The following is a 16,750-nucleotide window of genomic DNA, read 5'->3' as shown; positions in this document are numbered from 1 at the left end:
AAATGTATAAAAAACGCAGACTTGCCGTGATGATAGGCATGCTGGCCGGAAGTACCTCTGTTTTTGCCCAAACGGATATGACAAGTATCGAAGCGCGTCTTGCCGCGATGGAGCAGCGCCTCCAGGCGGCGGAAACGCGTGCGCAGGTGGCTGAGAAACGCGCCACGGATGCGGAACAAAAAACGCAGCAGCTGGTTGCCGCGCAGCAGCAGACGCAAACGACCACCCAGGCGGTGGCACAGCGCACCACCGCGCTGGAGAAGAAGGCGGATCAAAGCAGCGGGTTTGAGTTCCACGGCTACGCCCGTTCGGGCCTGCTGATGAACGATGCGGCCTCCAGCAGCAAAAGCGGTCCTTATCTGACCCCGGCCGGAGAAACCGGCGGCGCGGTAGGGCGTCTGGGTAACGAAGCCGACACCTACGTCGAGCTGAACCTGGAGCACAAGCAAACTCTGGATAACGGGGCCACCACGCGCTTCAAAGCGATGCTGGCCGACGGTCAGAGAACCTATAACGACTGGTCAGCCGATACCAGCGATCTCAATATTCGCCAGGCCTTCGCGGAGCTGGGCAACCTGCCTGATTTTACCGGCGCGCTGAAGGGCAGCACCTTCTGGGCGGGTAAACGCTTCGACCGCGACAACTTTGATATTCACTGGCTGGACTCCGACGTGGTGTTCCTCGCCGGTACCGGCGGCGGCGTCTACGACGTGAAATGGAACGATTCGCTGCGCAGCAACTTCTCCATCTACGGCCGCAACTTCGGCAGCGTGGAGCAGACCGACAATAACGTTCAGAACTATATCCTCAGCATGAACCACTTCGCCGGACCGTTCCAGCTGATGGTGAGCGGCCTGCGGGCGAAGGATAACGACGACCGTAAAGACACCAACGGCGATCTCATCAAAACCGACGCCGCCAATACCGGCGTTCATGCCCTGGTCGGCTTGCATAATGAGAGCTTCTACGGCCTGCGGGAAGGGACAGCCAAAACGGCGCTGCTGTACGGTCACGGGCTGGGTGCGGAAGTGAAAAGCATCGGTTCCGACGGCGCGCTGCTGTCTGAGGCGGATACCTGGCGCTTCGCAAGTTACGGTGTCACGCCTGTCGGCGGCGGCTGGAGCGTTGCGCCCGCCGTCCTGGCGCAGAGCAGTAAAGATCGCTACGTCAAGGGCGATAGCTATGAGTGGGTTACGCTCAACACCCGTCTGATTAAAGAGGTGACGCAGAACTTCGCCCTGGCGTTTGAGGGAAGCTATCAGTACATGGATTTAAATCCGGAAGGCTATAAGGACCGCAACGCCGTCAACGGCAGTTTCTACAAGCTGACCTTTGCGCCGACGTTAAAAGCGAGCAAAATCGGCGATTTCTTCAGCCGTCCGGAGCTGCGTCTGTTTGCCACCTGGATGGACTGGAGCAGCAAACTGGATCATTACGCCAGCGATGATGCCTTTGGCAGCAGCGGCTTCAACGCCGGCGGGGAATGGAACTTTGGGGTCCAGATGGAAACCTGGTTTTAACCCATCACGCTCCCGCTTTGCGGGAGCGTTTCGCACATCATAAAAAGAAGTCAGGCAGAGGTATCTATGGATTTTAATCAAATCGCCCGCGAGCTTATTCCGCTGCTCGGTGGCAAGGAAAATATCGCCAGCGCGGCGCACTGCGCAACGCGTCTTCGTCTGGTGCTGGTCGATGACGCGCTTGCCGATCAGCAGGCGATCGGCAAGGTCGACGGCGTAAAAGGCTGTTTTCGTAACGCCGGGCAGATGCAGGTGATTTTTGGCACGGGCGTGGTCAACAAGGTCTACGCCGCGTTTATTCAGGCTGCGGGGATTAGCGAATCCAGCAAGTCTGAGGCCGCGGATCTGGCGGCGCGCAAGCTGAACCCGTTCCAGCGCATTGCCCGTCTGCTCTCCAACATCTTTGTGCCGATCATTCCCGCGATTGTGGCCTCCGGCCTGCTGATGGGCCTGCTCGGCATGGTGAAAACCTACGGCTGGGTCAATGCGGATAACGCTCTCTACATCATGCTGGACATGTGCAGCTCCGCGGCGTTTATCATTCTGCCTATTCTGATCGGCTTTACCGCCGCGCGGGAATTTGGCGGTAACCCGTATCTCGGCGCGACGCTGGGCGGCATTCTGACGCACCCGGCGCTGACCAACGCCTGGGGCGTGGCCTCCGGCTTCCACACCATGAACTTCTTCGGCCTTGAGATCGCGATGATTGGCTATCAGGGCACGGTGTTCCCGGTGCTGCTGGCCGTCTGGTTTATGAGCATCGTGGAGAAAAATCTGCGCCGCGCGATCCCGGACGCGTTAGATCTGATCCTGACGCCGTTCCTCACCGTCGTTATCTCCGGCTTTATCGCCTTGCTGATTATCGGCCCGGCGGGGCGCGCGCTGGGCGACGGCATCTCCTTTATCCTGAGCACGTTAATTGAACACGCGGGCTGGCTGGCCGGGCTGCTGTTCGGTGGGCTTTACTCGGTGATTGTGATCACCGGTATTCACCACAGCTTCCACGCGATTGAAGCCGGTCTGCTGGGCAACCCGTCGATTGGCGTGAACTTCCTGCTGCCGATCTGGGCCATGGCGAACGTGGCGCAGGGCGGCGCCTGTCTGGCGGTGTGGTTCAAAACCAAAGATGCCAAAATTAAAGCCATTACCTTACCGTCGGCGTTTTCTGCGATGCTGGGCATCACCGAAGCGGCTATTTTTGGTATCAACCTGCGCTTCGTGAAACCGTTTATCGCCGCGCTGATCGGCGGCGCGGTGGGCGGGGCCTGGGTGGTATCTGTTCATGTTTACATGACCGCCGTTGGGTTGACCGCTATTCCGGGCATGGCCATCGTGCAGGCCAGCTCGCTGCTCAACTATATTATCGGTATGGTGATTGCCTTCGGCGTGGCGTTTACCGTCTCACTGCTGCTGAAATATAAAACGGACTCTGAATAATGACGTTACCTTCCCGCTGGCCTGCGATCCTGCAGGCCGTTATGAAAGGTCAGCCGCGGGCGCTGGCGGATAGCCACTATCCGCAGTGGCACCCCGCGCCGGTGACGGGGCTGATGAACGATCCCAACGGGTTCATCTGGTTTGCCGGCCGCTACCACCTGTTCTATCAGTGGAACCCGCTGGACTGTGAGCATCGGTTTAAATGCTGGGGGCACTGGAGCTCTGCTGACCTGGTGCACTGGCAGCATGAGCCGCTGGCGCTGATGCCGGATGAAGAGTATGACCGCAACGGCTGCTACTCCGGTAGCGCCGTGGATAACCAGGGCGTTCTGACCCTTTGCTACACCGGCAACGTTAAGTTTGATGACGGCAGCCGCACGGCCTGGCAGTGCCTCGCCGTGGAACAGCCGGACGGGACCTTTACGAAGCTGGGGCCGGTGCTGGCACTGCCGGAAGGCTACACCGGACACGTGCGCGACCCGAAGGTGTGGCAGCACGACGGGGAGTGGTACATGGTGCTCGGCGCGCAGGATGTGCAAAAGCGCGGCAAGGTGCTGCTGTTTACATCAGCCGATTTGCACGCTTGGACGTCCTGCGGGGAAATCGCCGGTCACGGCGTCAACGGCCTGACGGACGCGGGGTATATGTGGGAGTGTCCGGACCTGTTCGCCCTCGACGGAACGCACGTCCTGATCGGCTGTCCGCAGGGGCTGGCGCGCGAGCCGCATCGCTATCTCAACACCTATCCGGCTACCTGGATGAGCGGGGCGTTTGACTATGAAAACGCCGCATTCGATCACGGCGAGCTGCACGAGCTGGACGCGGGCTTTGAGTTTTACGCACCCCAAACGACCCTGGCGGAGGACGGACGACGCATTCTGATCGGCTGGATGGGCGTACCGGACGGGGAAGAGATGCTTCAGCCAACCCGGACACACGGCTGGATGCACCAGATGACCTGCCCGCGTGAATTACGCTATCGCGACGGCAGGCTCTGGCAGACCCCGGCTCGCGAGCTGACTGCGCTGCGTGAAGATGAACAGCGCTGGCAGGGGCGCGCCAGCGAGGCACCGGACATGGACGCGACGCGCCTGGAGTTCGAGCTGAGCGCAGCGCAGGTGAACGTCGATTTTGGCGGCGCGCTGCGTCTCATGGTCGATGAGCAGGGTATACGTCTTGAACGCGCGAGCCTGAAAACCGGTGAAACGTTGACCCGCTACTGGCAGGGCGACGTCACTCATTTATGCGTTCTCTGCGACCGCTCCAGCGTTGAAATCTTCATCAATCACGGTGAAGGGGTGATGAGCAGCCGCTATTTTCCTGACCATCCGGCCCGGGTGCGATTCGAAGGTGCGTCCGATATCACATTACGCTACTGGTCGCTGCGCGCCTGCATGATAGAATGAGGGTTTTGGCAGCCGGATCTAAGTCGTTGTGAGAAAAACAAAACGCGTCACCATTAAAGACATCGCGGAGCTGGCGGGCGTGTCAAAAGCCACCGCCAGCCTGGTCCTCAACGGGCGCAGCAAAGAGCTTCGCGTGGCGGAAGAGACGCGCGAGCGCGTGCTGGCGATTGCAAAAGAGCACCACTATCAGCCCAGCATTCACGCCCGGTCGCTGCGCGATAACCGCAGCCACACCATTGGTCTGGTGGTTCCGGAGATCACCAACTACGGTTTTGCCGTGTTTTCTCACGAGCTGGAAACGCTGTGCCGCGAGGCAGGGGTTCAGCTGCTGATCTCCTGCAGCGATGAAAACCCGGGGCAGGAGACGGTGGTGGTGAACAACATGGTGGCGCGTCAGGTTGACGGACTGATTGTGGCCTCCAGCATGCTTAACGATGCGGACTACCACAAGCTGAGCGAGCAGCTGCCCGTTGTCCTGTTTGACCGCCACATCAACGACAGCGCGCTGCCGCTGGTGATCACCGATTCCATTACCCCGACGGCGGAACTGGTGGCCGACATTGCGCGCCAGCATCCTGATGAGTTCTATTTTCTCGGCGGCCAGCCGCGCCTTTCTCCGACGCGCGATCGTCTGGAAGGGTTTAAACAAGGTCTGCGAGAGGCCGGCGTGGAACTGCGCCCCGAGTGGATCATTCACGGCAACTATCACCCGAGCTCCGGTTACGAGATGTTTGCTGAACTCTGCGCCCGTCTGGGGCGTCCGCCGAAAGCGCTGTTCGCCGCCGCCTGCGGGCTGCTGGAAGGGGTGCTGCGCTATATGGGCCAGCACAACCTGTTGCAAAGTGATATCAGGTTAGCCAGTTTTGACGATCACTATCTCTACGATTCGCTGACGATCCCGGTGGATACTATTCGTCAGGATAACCGCCAGCTGGCGTGGCACTGCTTTGATTTGATTAGCAAATTGATCGAAGGAGAGACGCCGCAGCCGTTGCAGCGCAAGCTTAATGCCACCCTGCAGCGACGCTATAAGCCAGCGAAATAGCCCGGTTCGATACTTCAATAACTTTAATTAATTTAAGTTTTGGAATGGCCGATAACCATAAGGAATAATTCTCCTTGAGGTATTGGTTTATGTCGTTGAAAAAGTCGTCCCTGATCGTCCTGTTCTCGCTGCTTTTCTTCTTTGTTGTCAGCATTGTCACAAGCGTTGGCCTCATCATAAAAAGTAATAATTCCCTGGATAACGTCAATAAAGAAATCCAGGTTGTGCTGTCCATTATTGACCCCATCAACCACAGCCGTACGCTGCGCGTGCGGGTGATGGAGTATGTGAAGATGGTGGAAGCGGGCAACTCGGCGGACGGCGCTGCTAAGCTTACCGCCGTGAAAGAGGCGCTGACCAAAGCGGACCACGCCTTTGCGGCCTTTATGGCTTCACCGCGTCTGACGGATGAAGCGCCGCTGGTGACTGCCTATCAGGACGCCTGGCAAAACTACCGCAGCCAGGGGCTGGCGCCGCTGATCGATGCCGCCGAGGCGCACGATGTGGCCAAATTTAACGCGCTGATCCCGGAAGTCTCCCGCCTCGACCGCCAGTACGAGATCGTTCTCGACCAGGTCCTTTCCATCCACCAGAAATACGCCAAAAACCTGAACGAGGATGCGAGCAGCAATTTCGTCTCCGGCCTGGCGATCATTGCCGCTATCGCCAGCCTGTTTGTGGTGGTGATTGTCGCCGTCAGCCTGCTGATGAAGCGCTTTGTCTTTGCGCCGGTAAACCTGGCGCGCGAGCACTGCAGCCAGATTGCGGCGGGCAAGCTGGACGTTCCGGTACCGGTCAAGGGGAGCGCACATAACGAAATCGATCATCTTATGAGCTCAATGGAGCAGATGCGTCAGGCGCTGCTGGCGACCATCGCCCAGGTGCGCGATGCGAGCCATACCGTAACGCACGCGGCGCAGGAGATTGCCTCCGGAAATATCGACCTGGCGTCACGTACCGAACAGCAGGCTTCCGCGTTGACCCAGACGGCAGCGAGCATGGAAGAGCTGAGCGCGACGGTGGCGAACAATACCGACAACGTTTATCAGGCCGGGAAACTGGTGCAGGACGCGGTGAAAAATGCCCACACCGGTGAAGCGGTGACCCGTGAAGTCATTGACACGATGAATACCATCGCGGCGAACTCGAAGCGCATCGAAGACATTACCAGCGTCATTAACAGTATCGCCTTCCAGACCAACATTCTGGCGCTGAACGCGGCGGTTGAAGCGGCGCGCGCCGGTACGCAGGGTCGCGGCTTTGCGGTCGTGGCCAGCGAGGTACGCACCCTGGCGCAGAAAAGCGCGGTGGCGGCTAAGGACATCGAGAGCCTGATTGCGCAGTCGGTTTCCAGCGTGAAAAACGGTGCGGAGCTGGTGAGCCGCTCGGGCGAGGTGATTGACTCGATTATTTCGTCAGTGAATAAAGTGAATACGCTGATGGAGCAGATCTCCGTCGCCTCCGAAGAGCAGAGCCGCGGGATCAGCCAGGTCGGCCAGGCCGTGACCGAGATGGATGGCGTGACCCAGCAGAACGCCGCGCTGGTGCAGCAGTCCGCTGCGGCAGCGGCATCGCTGGAAGAGCAGGCGCAGCAGCTTTCGCGGAGTATTTCGAGTTTTAGTTTGCCGGTGCAGGCTTGATGGTATGAGGGAGGCTCCGCAGGGAGCCTTTTATCTACTTAGTGTGCGAAACTTTCAAAGTTGCTTCCCCATGAGGTCAGCTTGCAGACCTAATAGGACTGTTTTAATACCATTTATTATATTTCACATAAATAAAAGAAATAGCAATCACCCAAACGACGCTAAGTAAAGCAGCATAGTCCGGTATAAACCGGATAAAAAAATATATCCCAAGTACAATAAGTAATGCTGGCACCAGGTAAAAAAACGACTTCAAAAGCCATAAGATTGCTTGCTTCATTTCCGCAGTATCTCGTACAAAGCGTCACCTATAACTTGCTCGTTATTATCCCCGGAGTTTACCTGGTAGATAATTTCAGACATTTGCGGTTCGATTAAGAAATATAACATCTCAATATTTTCTTTATAAAGCGCCTGGTAGTACTGAGGATCCTGGAATTTGAGTCGATTAGCCGCAGATGCCGCTACCTGAGCCTTTGAGTAAAGTGTTGCACCATTAACAAACCATGTCGAGAATGAGTTAACAAGCCTGATGTGATTTTGCTTAAAATCCCTGCTGTTGATGATCAGATTCGCAAGGGTAAAAGAAAGGGCTAACTTGCTGGCTTTAGCAGAGGCATGTTCGGCAGCTTTACCCAATAAGTTATGGATATTAGTAATCATGCCTTTACTTTTTTGTTCGCCCAGCCTATTGAGAGTTTTCCTAAAATAAATTTCAACCATGTCTAAAGTGACATCTTTTCTGTTGTAAATTTCACCTAAGGCAAGGACTAAGCGTTTATCTTCGCGCCACGTATCACGGCAAGCGTTACGATAATACTCGTCTGGCATCAGGCATGCACCGTAGCTAATCAGGCGCTGTGTGCCCTGTTTCACCTTCTCCAGAGTAGCCATATGCTCTTCATGCATGTCTCGAAGCGAGTTTGTTAATGCAATCGCTAACTGTTTATTCGACTGCATTTTTAGTTGCAAATAGTTTTGTGCCATTTTATATAACCTTGCAGTATCATTATCTTATTATCATTGATCATGTTTGAGAAAGGGGCAACATCGAAAATGGGAAAGCGCAAGAGTGCTCTGGTTTATGTCCTGACCGTCATTATATTTTTGCTTATTATTCCTGAGATCATTTTGCGTGTATGCACGTCCGAGCAACTTGGCCGTATCAGCGACTTCACCAGTTTAGGTGGCTTGTTAAATCCACTATTATCCTTGCTTATCTTCCTGGCATTGGTGTCAATCATACTGGCCGTTATTGCTATCGCACTGGTTAAGCGAATTCTTCGTACGAGATGATTTGCCTGCAAGCGACTCATAGCACCCGTCAGCCGTTACCGCTATGAGTCCAAATCGTCAGCCCAAAAAATTTTATTCACCCCAGCAATATTTCCCTTCCTCATCCGTCTACCTCATCACAAGCCATAATCAGTTACTGTAAACGAGGTAAACACCATGAGAGATTTTGAACTGCACGGCAGAGGTCACGGGCGCGGATTCGGTCGCCACCGTATGGGTAAGGGTTTAGTCATCGGCGCGGTGATTTTCATCGTGCTCGGCCTGGTGGTGATGACCCTGTGGAACGCCTTGCTCCCGGCCATTCTCGGCGTTAAGGCTATTGGCTTCTGGCAGGCGCTGGGCATTCTGGTGCTGAGCCGCATTCTGTTTGGCGGGTTAGGTTTCCGCCCGGGGATGTTTGGCGCGCACCGCCGCATGCACGAGCGCTGGATGAACATGACGCCCGAACAGCGCGAGGCGTTTATTCAGCAGCGCCGCGAAGGGTTTGGTCGCCACGGTCGCGGCCACTGCGGCTGGCACGGTCATCGTGACGATAAGCGCGACGACGCCACGCCAAAAGCGCCGGAAGCAGAGTGAGCGAAATGAAAGCCGGGGAGGCGGGCGGATCCATGCTGATGTCGGCGCTCAATGCCTGCCGCGCCCGGCTGACAGCCTTCATTCGCAGACGGACCTCCGTTCGCGATGATGCCGACGACATTTTGCAGGAAGTCACCTATCAGCTGATGAAAGTGGAGCAGCCGGTCGAAAACGTCGCCGCCTGGCTGTTCCGCGCGGCGCGTAACGAGATGACCGACCGGGCGCGTAAAAAGCGTGAAGTGTCGCTCTCCGGCTATTTTACGGGCGAAGACGACGACGGTTTCCCGGAAGACGAGCTGGCCGAAACCCTGTTCGGCGTACCGCACACGCCAGAAGAGGAGTACCTCAAGACGCTGCTGTGGGAAGAGCTTGGGCAGGCGCTGTCTGAACTGCCGCCGCCGCAGCGGGAGGCGTTTGAAAAGACAGAACTCCACGGCTACAGCATTAAAATGCTGGCAGAGGAGACGGGCGCCAGCGAGCAGGCGCTGTTATCCCGCAAGCACAAGGCGGTGCTGTTTCTGCGCACGCGGCTGCGGGACGTCTATGACGCGCTGACGGGCGAATAGCGGCGACAGACAAAACCTTACACTTCCGGCACTTGTAGATTCATCACTATCGTTTATGATCGGGGCGTCTTGTCACTCTGGAACGTTATGCGCAACCGTCAGCTCCTCGGAAAATGGTTTTTGATTATCACCTGTCTCGCGATGGCGCTTTGCCTCGTGCAGCGTGCGGTGATGCTCAACCATTTTTTACAGGGACTGGATCCGCAGATTTCCCTGAGTGCTGATGCCCCAACGCAAACCAGCACCGAGCAGTCCGGGCCATCGCCCTGTCAGCTAGGCGCTCACTCGCTTCTCTGCGCCCAGCCGCTGTTCTTCGACGGCGCGCTACCGGCCATTATTATCTTCTTCGCGCTGCTGCAGCTGTTTACGCAAGGGCGGGCATTGGCTCCCGCAGAACAGCCCGTTCAGGCACCGCCTCCCCGAATACACCTGAAAAACTGCGTTTTCCGTGAATGAAAATCATCGTCCTCACACGATAATTTTCACTGTTCACGGAGTAAAACATGGTTAACCTCTTCAGGGGATTCGTCTTCCTGTGGCTGTCCTGCATCGGCATTGTCCATGCGGCAGACACCGGCTGGCAGGTTTCCCCACAAAACGATCACGCCCGCATCCGCTTTCAGGCGGAGAGGGAGCAAACGCACGTTAAAGGCCTGCTCACCGTTGAGCTAAAGCCCGGCTGGAAAACCTACTGGCGATCGCCGGGTGAGGGCGGCGTCGCGCCAAAAATCAGCTGGCCGGAAGGCGTAACGGATAGCTGGTCCTGGCCGGTCCCGTCGCGCTTCGATATCTCCGGCATGACCACGCAGGGCTATCACGATAAGGTCGCTATCCCGATTACACTCGACGGGGTGAAGGGCGACACGCTCGACGGGACGCTCACGCTCTCGACGTGCAGTAACGTCTGCCTGCTGACGGACTACCCGCTGCATCTCGATTTTACCCAGCCGGTGGACGAGGGCTTCCGCAGCGAGTTCGAGCAGGCGATGCGTGCCGTGCCCGGTACGTCAGGCGTATCCGCGGATCTCTCCGCCTGGCTCGCTGGCGACAAGCTGGTGATTACCGGTACGACGGACGGGAAGTGGGATAACCCGGGGATCTACTTTGACCCGCTGGAGGATGACATTCTTCCCGGCGAGCCGGTCATCAAACACGACGGCAATACGCTTCGGGTGACGGTACCCGTGACCGACGAATGGGGAGACAAGCCCGCCTCGCTGGAGGGCAAGAGGCTGTCGTTTGTGCTGACCAGTGGCGGTCACGCGCAGCAAACCACCATGAGCGTTGGCGCGACGCCCGTAGCGCCCTCTGCGCCTGAAGGGACGGGCAAAATGGTGCTCTTTGCGCTGCTGGGCGGGCTGATCCTCAACCTGATGCCCTGCGTGCTGCCGGTCATGGGGATGAAGCTTAACAGCATCCTGCAGGCGGGATCGGACAGGCGCGCCATCAGGTTGCGCTTTCTGGCCACCAGCGCCGGGATCCTCACCTCCTTTATGCTGCTGGCGGGAATGGTGACCGCGCTGAAGCTGGCCGGGGCGTCGCTGGGGTGGGGCATTCAGTTCCAGAACCCGTGGTTTATCGGCCTGATGATCGCCGTCACCTTCCTGTTTGCGCTGAACCTGTTTGGCGTGTTTGAGATGCTGCTGCCTTCCGCCGCTACGGGACGGTTGGCTACGGCAGGTGGCGCGGGGATTGGCGGCAGCTTCTGCGAAGGGATGTTCGCCACGCTGCTGGCGACACCGTGCTCCGCGCCGTTCCTCGGTACGGCGGTCGCATTTGCCCTTGGCGCACCGCTGCACTCCCTGTGGCTGATCTTCCTGATGCTCGGCGTGGGCATGAGCCTGCCGTGGCTGTTTGTCGCTCTGGTGCCGAAAACGGCCATGCTGCTGCCGAAACCCGGCCGCTGGATGAATACGCTAAAAGTCGTTCTGGGCCTGATGATGCTCGCCTCCAGCCTGTGGCTGGCGACATTGTTAAGCGTGCATCTGGGCGAGGCGGTCAGCCAGATTGTGATGCTGGTGCTCATCGCCGTCGCGCTCGCGCTGTTAGCCCTGAAGGGGCAAAAATCCTCACCGCTGTTCTGGCTCGTGATTATCGCGCTGTCGGCGCTCGGCGGGTATCAGGCGCGCGGGCTGCTTAACGCGCCGCCTGACGCTCCGGCGCAGAATACCGCTCAGTCCATCCCGTGGCAGCCGCTAAGCGAGGAGGCCATCCAGCAGGCGCTGGCGCAGGGGAAGCGGGTGTTTGTGGATATCTCGGCGGACTGGTGCGTGACCTGCAAAGTTAACGAGCATCGGGTGCTGAATCAGCCGGACGTCATTGCCGCGCTGCGCCAGCCGGACGTGGTGGCCCTGCGCGGAGACTGGAGCCAGCCGTCCGCGTTTATCGCGGATTTTCTGGCGAAACGAAACCGTTACGCTATTCCGTTTAACGCGGTGTATGGCCCCGGCCTGTCTGACGGCGAAATCCTCTCGCCGCTGCTGGACAAGCGCACCCTCATCACCACCCTGAACAACGCAAAAGGCTAACTGTGTTATGAAAAAAATCCTTATTACGCTTCTGCTCCTGCTGGCCCCGGTTCAGGTGTTCGCTGCCCAGCCGCTGACGCCGGACCAGGAGCAGCGCGCGCAGAAGATGATCGCTGATTTCCTGTTTAACGATCCAAACTCCCCGCGCATCGGCGCGAAAAACCCAAAGCTCACCCTGGTGGTGTTTACCGACTACAACTGCCCGTACTGTAAAAAATTCGATCCGTACCTGGAGAAGATTGTCGAAAAACACCCGGACGTGGCGGTGGTCTTTAAGTTTTTACCTTTCCGCTCGGAAAGTTCGCTGACCGCCGCACGAGACGCGTTAACCCTCTGGCGTGCGCATCCTGAGCAGTTTATGAAGCTGAACCACACTCTGATGGCGAAAAAGGGGTACCACGATGACGCCAGCATTCAGGAGGCGCAAAAGCGGGCGGGCGTGAGCGTGACGACGCCAGACGAGGAGAGTTTTCTGACGATCAGGCGCAGCCTCATTGTGGCGGAAAAAATGGGGATCCAGGGCACGCCCGCCACGCTTATCGGCGAGGGGCTGCTTCCCGGCTGGGTACCGTTCGAACAATTCGACGAAATGGTCAGTGAAGCACTGAAAAACCGCTAACCTGAAGGGGGCGAAATGCCCCCGACAAACCGGAGAGGGAAATGAAAAAATTACTGTTACTTTCGGCGCTGGCGACGTCAGGGCTGGTACAGGCGGCTGAAGCCATACCGGATGTGGTGAAGCACTTCAGCGAGCAGCAGAACATCAAAATCATCAAGAAGCTGGATGCGCCGGGCGGGGCGCCAGCCTGGCTGGGGCAGTATCAGGATATGGGCGTGACGCTCTTTCTTACGCCGGACGGCAAGCACGTGATCTCAGGTTATCTTTATGATGAAAAAGGGAAGAACCTCAGCGAGGGCTATTTCCAGAAAGAGATCTACGCCCCGATGGGCCGCGAAATGTGGAAGAACCTCAACGCGGCGCATCCCCTGAAGGAAGGGGCGGATAACGCTCCGCGTAAGGTCTTTGTGTTTGCCGATCCGTTCTGTCCGTACTGCAAGCAGTTCTGGGCCGAAGCGCAGCCGTGGGTGACGGCGGGCAAGGTTCAGCTCAACACGCTGCTGGTGGCGTTTCTCAACCCCAACAGCGGACGTAACGCCGCCGCGATCCTGAATGCGAAAGATCCGGTTTCGGCGTGGCGCGAATACGAGCTTTCCGGTGGCAAAAAATTACCGAAGCCAGAGGGCGAGGCTTCCCGTAAGACGGTTGAGATCCTGCAGAAGCACCAGACGCTGATGGACAGCCTGGGCGCTAACGCCACGCCGGCCATTTACTATCTGAATGCGGAAAATGAGCTGCAGCAGGTGGTCGGTATGCCGGATGCGCAGCAGCTTGAGGCGATGTTCGGGCCGAAGCCGTAAAAAAAACAGGCAGAAACGGGATGTTTCTGCCTGGTCATCAATCAGCTACCCCAGCGTCCTCGGAGGTAGTTTACGGCCTGCTGGGTCTGCGGCTGGTTCAGATAATCTTCCCGGAACAGGATGGTGCCGTTCACGTTGGGCAGCGAATCGTTGAGATCGAGCTGCTTTTTCAGCTCCGGCACGCCGCCCTGAACCGTCCAGTCCGGTTCGTTTCTCGACGGCTCGCCCACCTTGTAGAACGCAATGCCGATATACAGGCGAGTGTGGGTCGGCTTAACGACGTCGGCCCACCATTTGGTCAGCACGTCGTAGCGCGCGGCGTCCCGGGAGAAGGGCCAGTAAATCTGCGGAGCGATGTAGTCGAGCAGGCCCTGCTGAACCCACTGACGCGTATCGGCGTAGGATTCATCGTAGGCCGCGGCGCCGCGGGTGTCCGAGCCTGCCGGGTCAAAGGAGCGGTTACGCCACACGCCCGCCGGGCTGACGCCAAACTCAACGTCGGGCTTAGTCTGTTTAATCGCGCGGGAAACCTGGACGATCAGCTGCTGCGTGTTGTGTCTTCGCCAGTCGGCCTTTGAGGCAAATCCCTGACCGTACTGCCGCCAGGTCTGCGAATCATTGAGCGCGGACCCTGGCGATTCTGCGTAAAAGTAATCATCGAACTGCACGCCGTCTACCGCGTAATTCGCCACCACTTCGGTCACCACTTTGGTTATCCAGTCGCGCACTTCCGGAATGCCGGGGTCGAGCACAAAGCGGTCACCCGAGATGCGCACCCACTCAGGGTGCTGGACATAGACGCTGGACGGGGTCTGATAGGAAGTCCGGTTCAGGGCGGCGATGGTTGACGGTTTGGTGTTGGTCGACACGCGGTACGGGTTGAACCATGCATGGACCTTCATGCCGCGCTTGTGCGCTTCATCCAGCATAAACTGCAGCGGATCGTATCCCGGATATTCGCCGATGTTGCCCGTCAGCATATCCGACCACGGCAAAATTTTTGATGACCAGAGGGCCGTGCTGTCCGGCTTCACCTGGAAAAACACCGTGTTAATACCGAGGTGCTTAAGATTGTCGAGCTTGCCGATCAGCGCCTGCTTCTGCATCGCGATGCGCTGATCGGCGCTGCGGCCGTTCACCGAGGCTACTGGCGGCCAGTCGAGACGAGAGACGGTTGCCAGCCAGATCCCGCGCATCGGCTCGTTTGCCTGCTGCGTCGGTTTACTGACGTTGGGGAGAGGGGTAACCAGTGATTTGGGTGGTTTGGAGGAGCAGCTCACAAGTAAAAGCGCGCAGGCAGCCAGCGCACCAATCCGTTTTACGTGTCGCGTCATTTGCGTATTAGCTCTTGATAATCCGACTGTTGGCCCAGGGATTAAAGGCGGGCTCCGCCTGTTCTGTGCTTACCTCATCGTTGAGGGAGTCCAGATACAGGGCTTCCACTTCCGCGCGCGCCCACGGGGTGCGGCGCAGAAATTTCAGGCTCGATTTAACGCTGGGATCTTTTCTGAAACAGTTAATTTTGATTCGGTCGCCCAGTTCGCTCCAGCCATATTTTGCCACCAGGGCATTGACCATCATCTCCAGCGTTACGCCATGCAAAGGATCTTTGGAAATATGTGCAGTCATAGGTGTCCGGATGTCTCGATTTTTAGGGGATTGGGGTAACCCCTGAAAGGGTACAAGAAAGCAGGGGAAGCGGCAATGCAATCCAGACTGGATATGCAATGGGGATGAGTGCAAGCGGAGTAAACCCACCTTATTTAAGCGTTAAGAGTGTTAGAGGTAAAAGTATAATATCGTCAGACGCCTGACATTGTCTGCATTGATGAAATCGTTGGTCACTTAATATCTAACCCTTCGTGAGAAATACTATGAGCAGCAGCGGAAATAAATTTACTTACCTGGTGGTTTCACCTCCACACGTCCGTCGCAGGAACGATGAAATAGAAAAAATTGAGTTAAAAAAGTATCTCAATCGGCAGGACGGAATTAAAAAACAGATCAATCATCCTTCCTACGGCGATGTTTGCGTAGCTTATAAGCCTCCTAAAACCATGTTATTACCTGCAGACACACTTGTTGCCAGAACCAAATTTTATGCGATCCCAGGTGCGCTGGAGTGTGGCTATTCACAAAGTATCAACTGGACTGCAGAAGGGATGTTAAATGCAGAAATACACAGAAAGATTAGTATATACGTACTCGCCAGATTAAAGCTGGCCGGCGCCTGTATTGGTATTAGCCATAGCCGATCTTTTAAGGTGAAGAATTTTTACCAGTGCATTGAAGCCTCAGAGAAAGCGACTATTTCCTTTATTATAGGCGGTTTCTTTTGCTACCAGTCTGCAACCAACTGGTTAAACTCCAGACATGAACAAATCAAGCTATTTATTCATGCCGGGCTCGCGGATAAAGCATCCTTAAGCCTTAAGCGAAAAAAGGGTAAGAAGACTACCCCCGATTATCTGATTGAGACGACCCAGGGGAAGTGGCACGTATTTGAGAGCAAAGGCGGCGAAAGTAGCAGTCGATGGCAGAGAATCGAAGAGGGCATTGCGCAGTTAGAAAGCGTCACCAGAGTTGGCTGGAAAGGGCAAAAAAACCAGCCTATAAGCACCTTCGTCTGTACACACACGTCCATAGATTCAGGAAAAGAGATTGCGGTGAACGTTGTTGATCCTCTCCCTGGTCACTCGCGATCTATTATTCTCAATCGCGCTGTCTCTGTTCTTCTCACAAAAGCGTCATTAATCGACCTTTTTGACGTGCTGGCAGAAGATGAATCGAATGCCGTGTTTAGCATCCCGGGTATGCAGGGATGGAAATTTATCAACGCCCCACTGTATGATCACGTTCAGTTAGGTATCCCGGAAAAATACTCTGCCTTAAAAGATGTATTAAGAATAGGGGTTGGGCAGTATCTAGCGCTTAAAGAAATAATTGATGACGCGCTTATGGAAGACGATGAAATGCCCACGCCGGAAGCCGTTGAAAAACGATTATCAGATCTATCTATAAAGCCCGATGATGTGCGCAACGCCATGACGCTAATAGCCCCCTTGCTGCATAAAAAACGTGCTTATGAAGATATACTGCATCTATTCTCTGAAAAACTTAAACTGCCAGAGCTGGCGGATAAATTTTGTCAGGAAGATGAACGGTTAGAAAAAGCATTATCCGAATCAGTAAGAAAGCATCGATCTCCTTGGGGCGGCCTGGTGCGTGAAGCGCCAGCACCCGGTCATGATGACCCTTGGGAGAAAAAACAAAGACAGAATAAAATGAAGCCCTGACCTGAACAGCAGTAATGGGAC

At 56.4% G+C, this 16,750-nt stretch carries 15 protein-coding genes; 12 read left to right on the top strand and 3 right to left on the bottom strand.

The genetic code is table 11. From position 1 onward, the window contains the following. Positions 1-2: 2 nt before the first annotated feature. From SPG90_RS07140 to SPG90_RS07120, 5 genes are all read left to right on the top strand, one after another. On the top strand, positions 3-1,520 hold the full coding sequence (locus tag SPG90_RS07140) for a carbohydrate porin (RefSeq protein ID WP_063409692.1): 1,518 nt from the start codon (positions 3-5) through the stop codon (positions 1,518-1,520). Positions 1,521-1,586: 66 nt separating this feature from the next. Further along, entirely contained in the window at positions 1,587-2,957 is a 1,371-nt protein-coding gene (locus tag SPG90_RS07135; RefSeq protein ID WP_032656958.1) for a sucrose-specific PTS transporter subunit IIBC, read from the top strand. Beyond that, positions 2,957-4,363 (top strand): sucrose-6-phosphate hydrolase, encoded by a 1,407-nt coding sequence (locus SPG90_RS07130; RefSeq protein WP_322408049.1) that lies wholly within the window; start codon positions 2,957-2,959, stop codon positions 4,361-4,363. The genes SPG90_RS07135 and SPG90_RS07130 overlap by 1 nt, the downstream gene beginning before the upstream one ends. A gap of 28 nt (positions 4,364-4,391) precedes the next feature. Then, complete coding sequence (locus tag SPG90_RS07125; RefSeq protein WP_047174371.1) at positions 4,392-5,408, top strand: LacI family DNA-binding transcriptional regulator; 1,017 nt, start codon at positions 4,392-4,394, stop codon at positions 5,406-5,408. An 89-nt stretch (positions 5,409-5,497) separates the two neighbouring features. Continuing rightward, a complete protein-coding gene (locus tag SPG90_RS07120) occupies positions 5,498-7,048 on the top strand; it encodes a methyl-accepting chemotaxis protein (protein ID WP_126303349.1) in 1,551 nt (516 codons plus the stop codon). Between the two features lie 276 nt (positions 7,049-7,324). On the opposite strand, the gene SPG90_RS07115 is transcribed toward SPG90_RS07120, so the two are convergent. Continuing rightward, positions 7,325-8,035: a hypothetical protein gene (locus tag SPG90_RS07115; protein ID WP_164554881.1), complete on the bottom strand. Its 711-nt coding sequence runs from the start codon at positions 8,033-8,035 to the stop codon at positions 7,325-7,327. A gap of 465 nt (positions 8,036-8,500) precedes the next feature. Between SPG90_RS07115 and SPG90_RS07110 the strand changes: the two genes are divergently transcribed. From SPG90_RS07110 to dsbG, 6 genes are all read left to right on the top strand, one after another. Continuing rightward, a complete protein-coding gene (locus tag SPG90_RS07110; protein ID WP_023311873.1) occupies positions 8,501-8,920 on the top strand; it encodes a hypothetical protein in 420 nt (139 codons plus the stop codon). A gap of 5 nt (positions 8,921-8,925) precedes the next feature. After that, positions 8,926-9,486, top strand: a complete 561-nt coding sequence (locus SPG90_RS07105) for an RNA polymerase sigma factor (protein WP_126303424.1) — start codon at positions 8,926-8,928, stop codon at positions 9,484-9,486. Positions 9,487-9,573: 87 nt separating this feature from the next. Continuing rightward, on the top strand, positions 9,574-9,942 hold the full coding sequence (locus SPG90_RS07100) for a hypothetical protein (protein WP_322408048.1): 369 nt from the start codon (positions 9,574-9,576) through the stop codon (positions 9,940-9,942). 47 nt (positions 9,943-9,989) lie between these two features. Then, positions 9,990-12,014, top strand: coding sequence for a protein-disulfide reductase DsbD family protein (locus SPG90_RS07095; RefSeq protein ID WP_045619909.1), 2,025 nt, complete (start codon positions 9,990-9,992; stop codon positions 12,012-12,014). A 7-nt stretch (positions 12,015-12,021) separates the two neighbouring features. Then, a complete protein-coding gene (locus SPG90_RS07090; protein ID WP_126303348.1) occupies positions 12,022-12,633 on the top strand; it encodes a DsbA family protein in 612 nt (203 codons plus the stop codon). A gap of 41 nt (positions 12,634-12,674) precedes the next feature. Beyond that, positions 12,675-13,433 carry a thiol:disulfide interchange protein DsbG gene (dsbG, locus tag SPG90_RS07085; protein WP_126303347.1) on the top strand — a complete coding sequence of 253 codons (759 nt, stop codon included), beginning with the start codon at positions 12,675-12,677 and terminating at the stop codon, positions 13,431-13,433. A gap of 41 nt (positions 13,434-13,474) precedes the next feature. On the opposite strand, the gene SPG90_RS07080 is transcribed toward dsbG, so the two are convergent. Together SPG90_RS07080 and SPG90_RS07075 are read right to left on the bottom strand one after the other, a co-directional pair. Continuing rightward, positions 13,475-14,767 (bottom strand): glycoside hydrolase family 10 protein, encoded by a 1,293-nt coding sequence (locus SPG90_RS07080; protein WP_045399857.1) that lies wholly within the window; start codon positions 14,765-14,767, stop codon positions 13,475-13,477. A 7-nt stretch (positions 14,768-14,774) separates the two neighbouring features. Then, positions 14,775-15,062, bottom strand: a complete 288-nt coding sequence (locus tag SPG90_RS07075) for a VF530 family DNA-binding protein (protein ID WP_045399853.1) — start codon at positions 15,060-15,062, stop codon at positions 14,775-14,777. A 245-nt stretch (positions 15,063-15,307) separates the two neighbouring features. On the opposite strand from SPG90_RS07075, the gene SPG90_RS07070 reads away from it, so the two are divergent. Further along, on the top strand, positions 15,308-16,729 hold the full coding sequence (locus SPG90_RS07070; RefSeq protein ID WP_045399850.1) for a hypothetical protein: 1,422 nt from the start codon (positions 15,308-15,310) through the stop codon (positions 16,727-16,729). Positions 16,730-16,750: the final 21 nt, after the last annotated feature.

Origin of the sequence: Enterobacter sp. D2, from assembly GCF_034427575.1 — a bacterium.
In the GTDB taxonomy this organism is placed as follows: Bacteria; Pseudomonadota; Gammaproteobacteria; order Enterobacterales; family Enterobacteriaceae; genus Enterobacter; species Enterobacter cloacae_M.
Note: the sequence above shows the minus strand (reverse complement) of the source record. Positions and strands in the feature narration are given on the sequence as shown.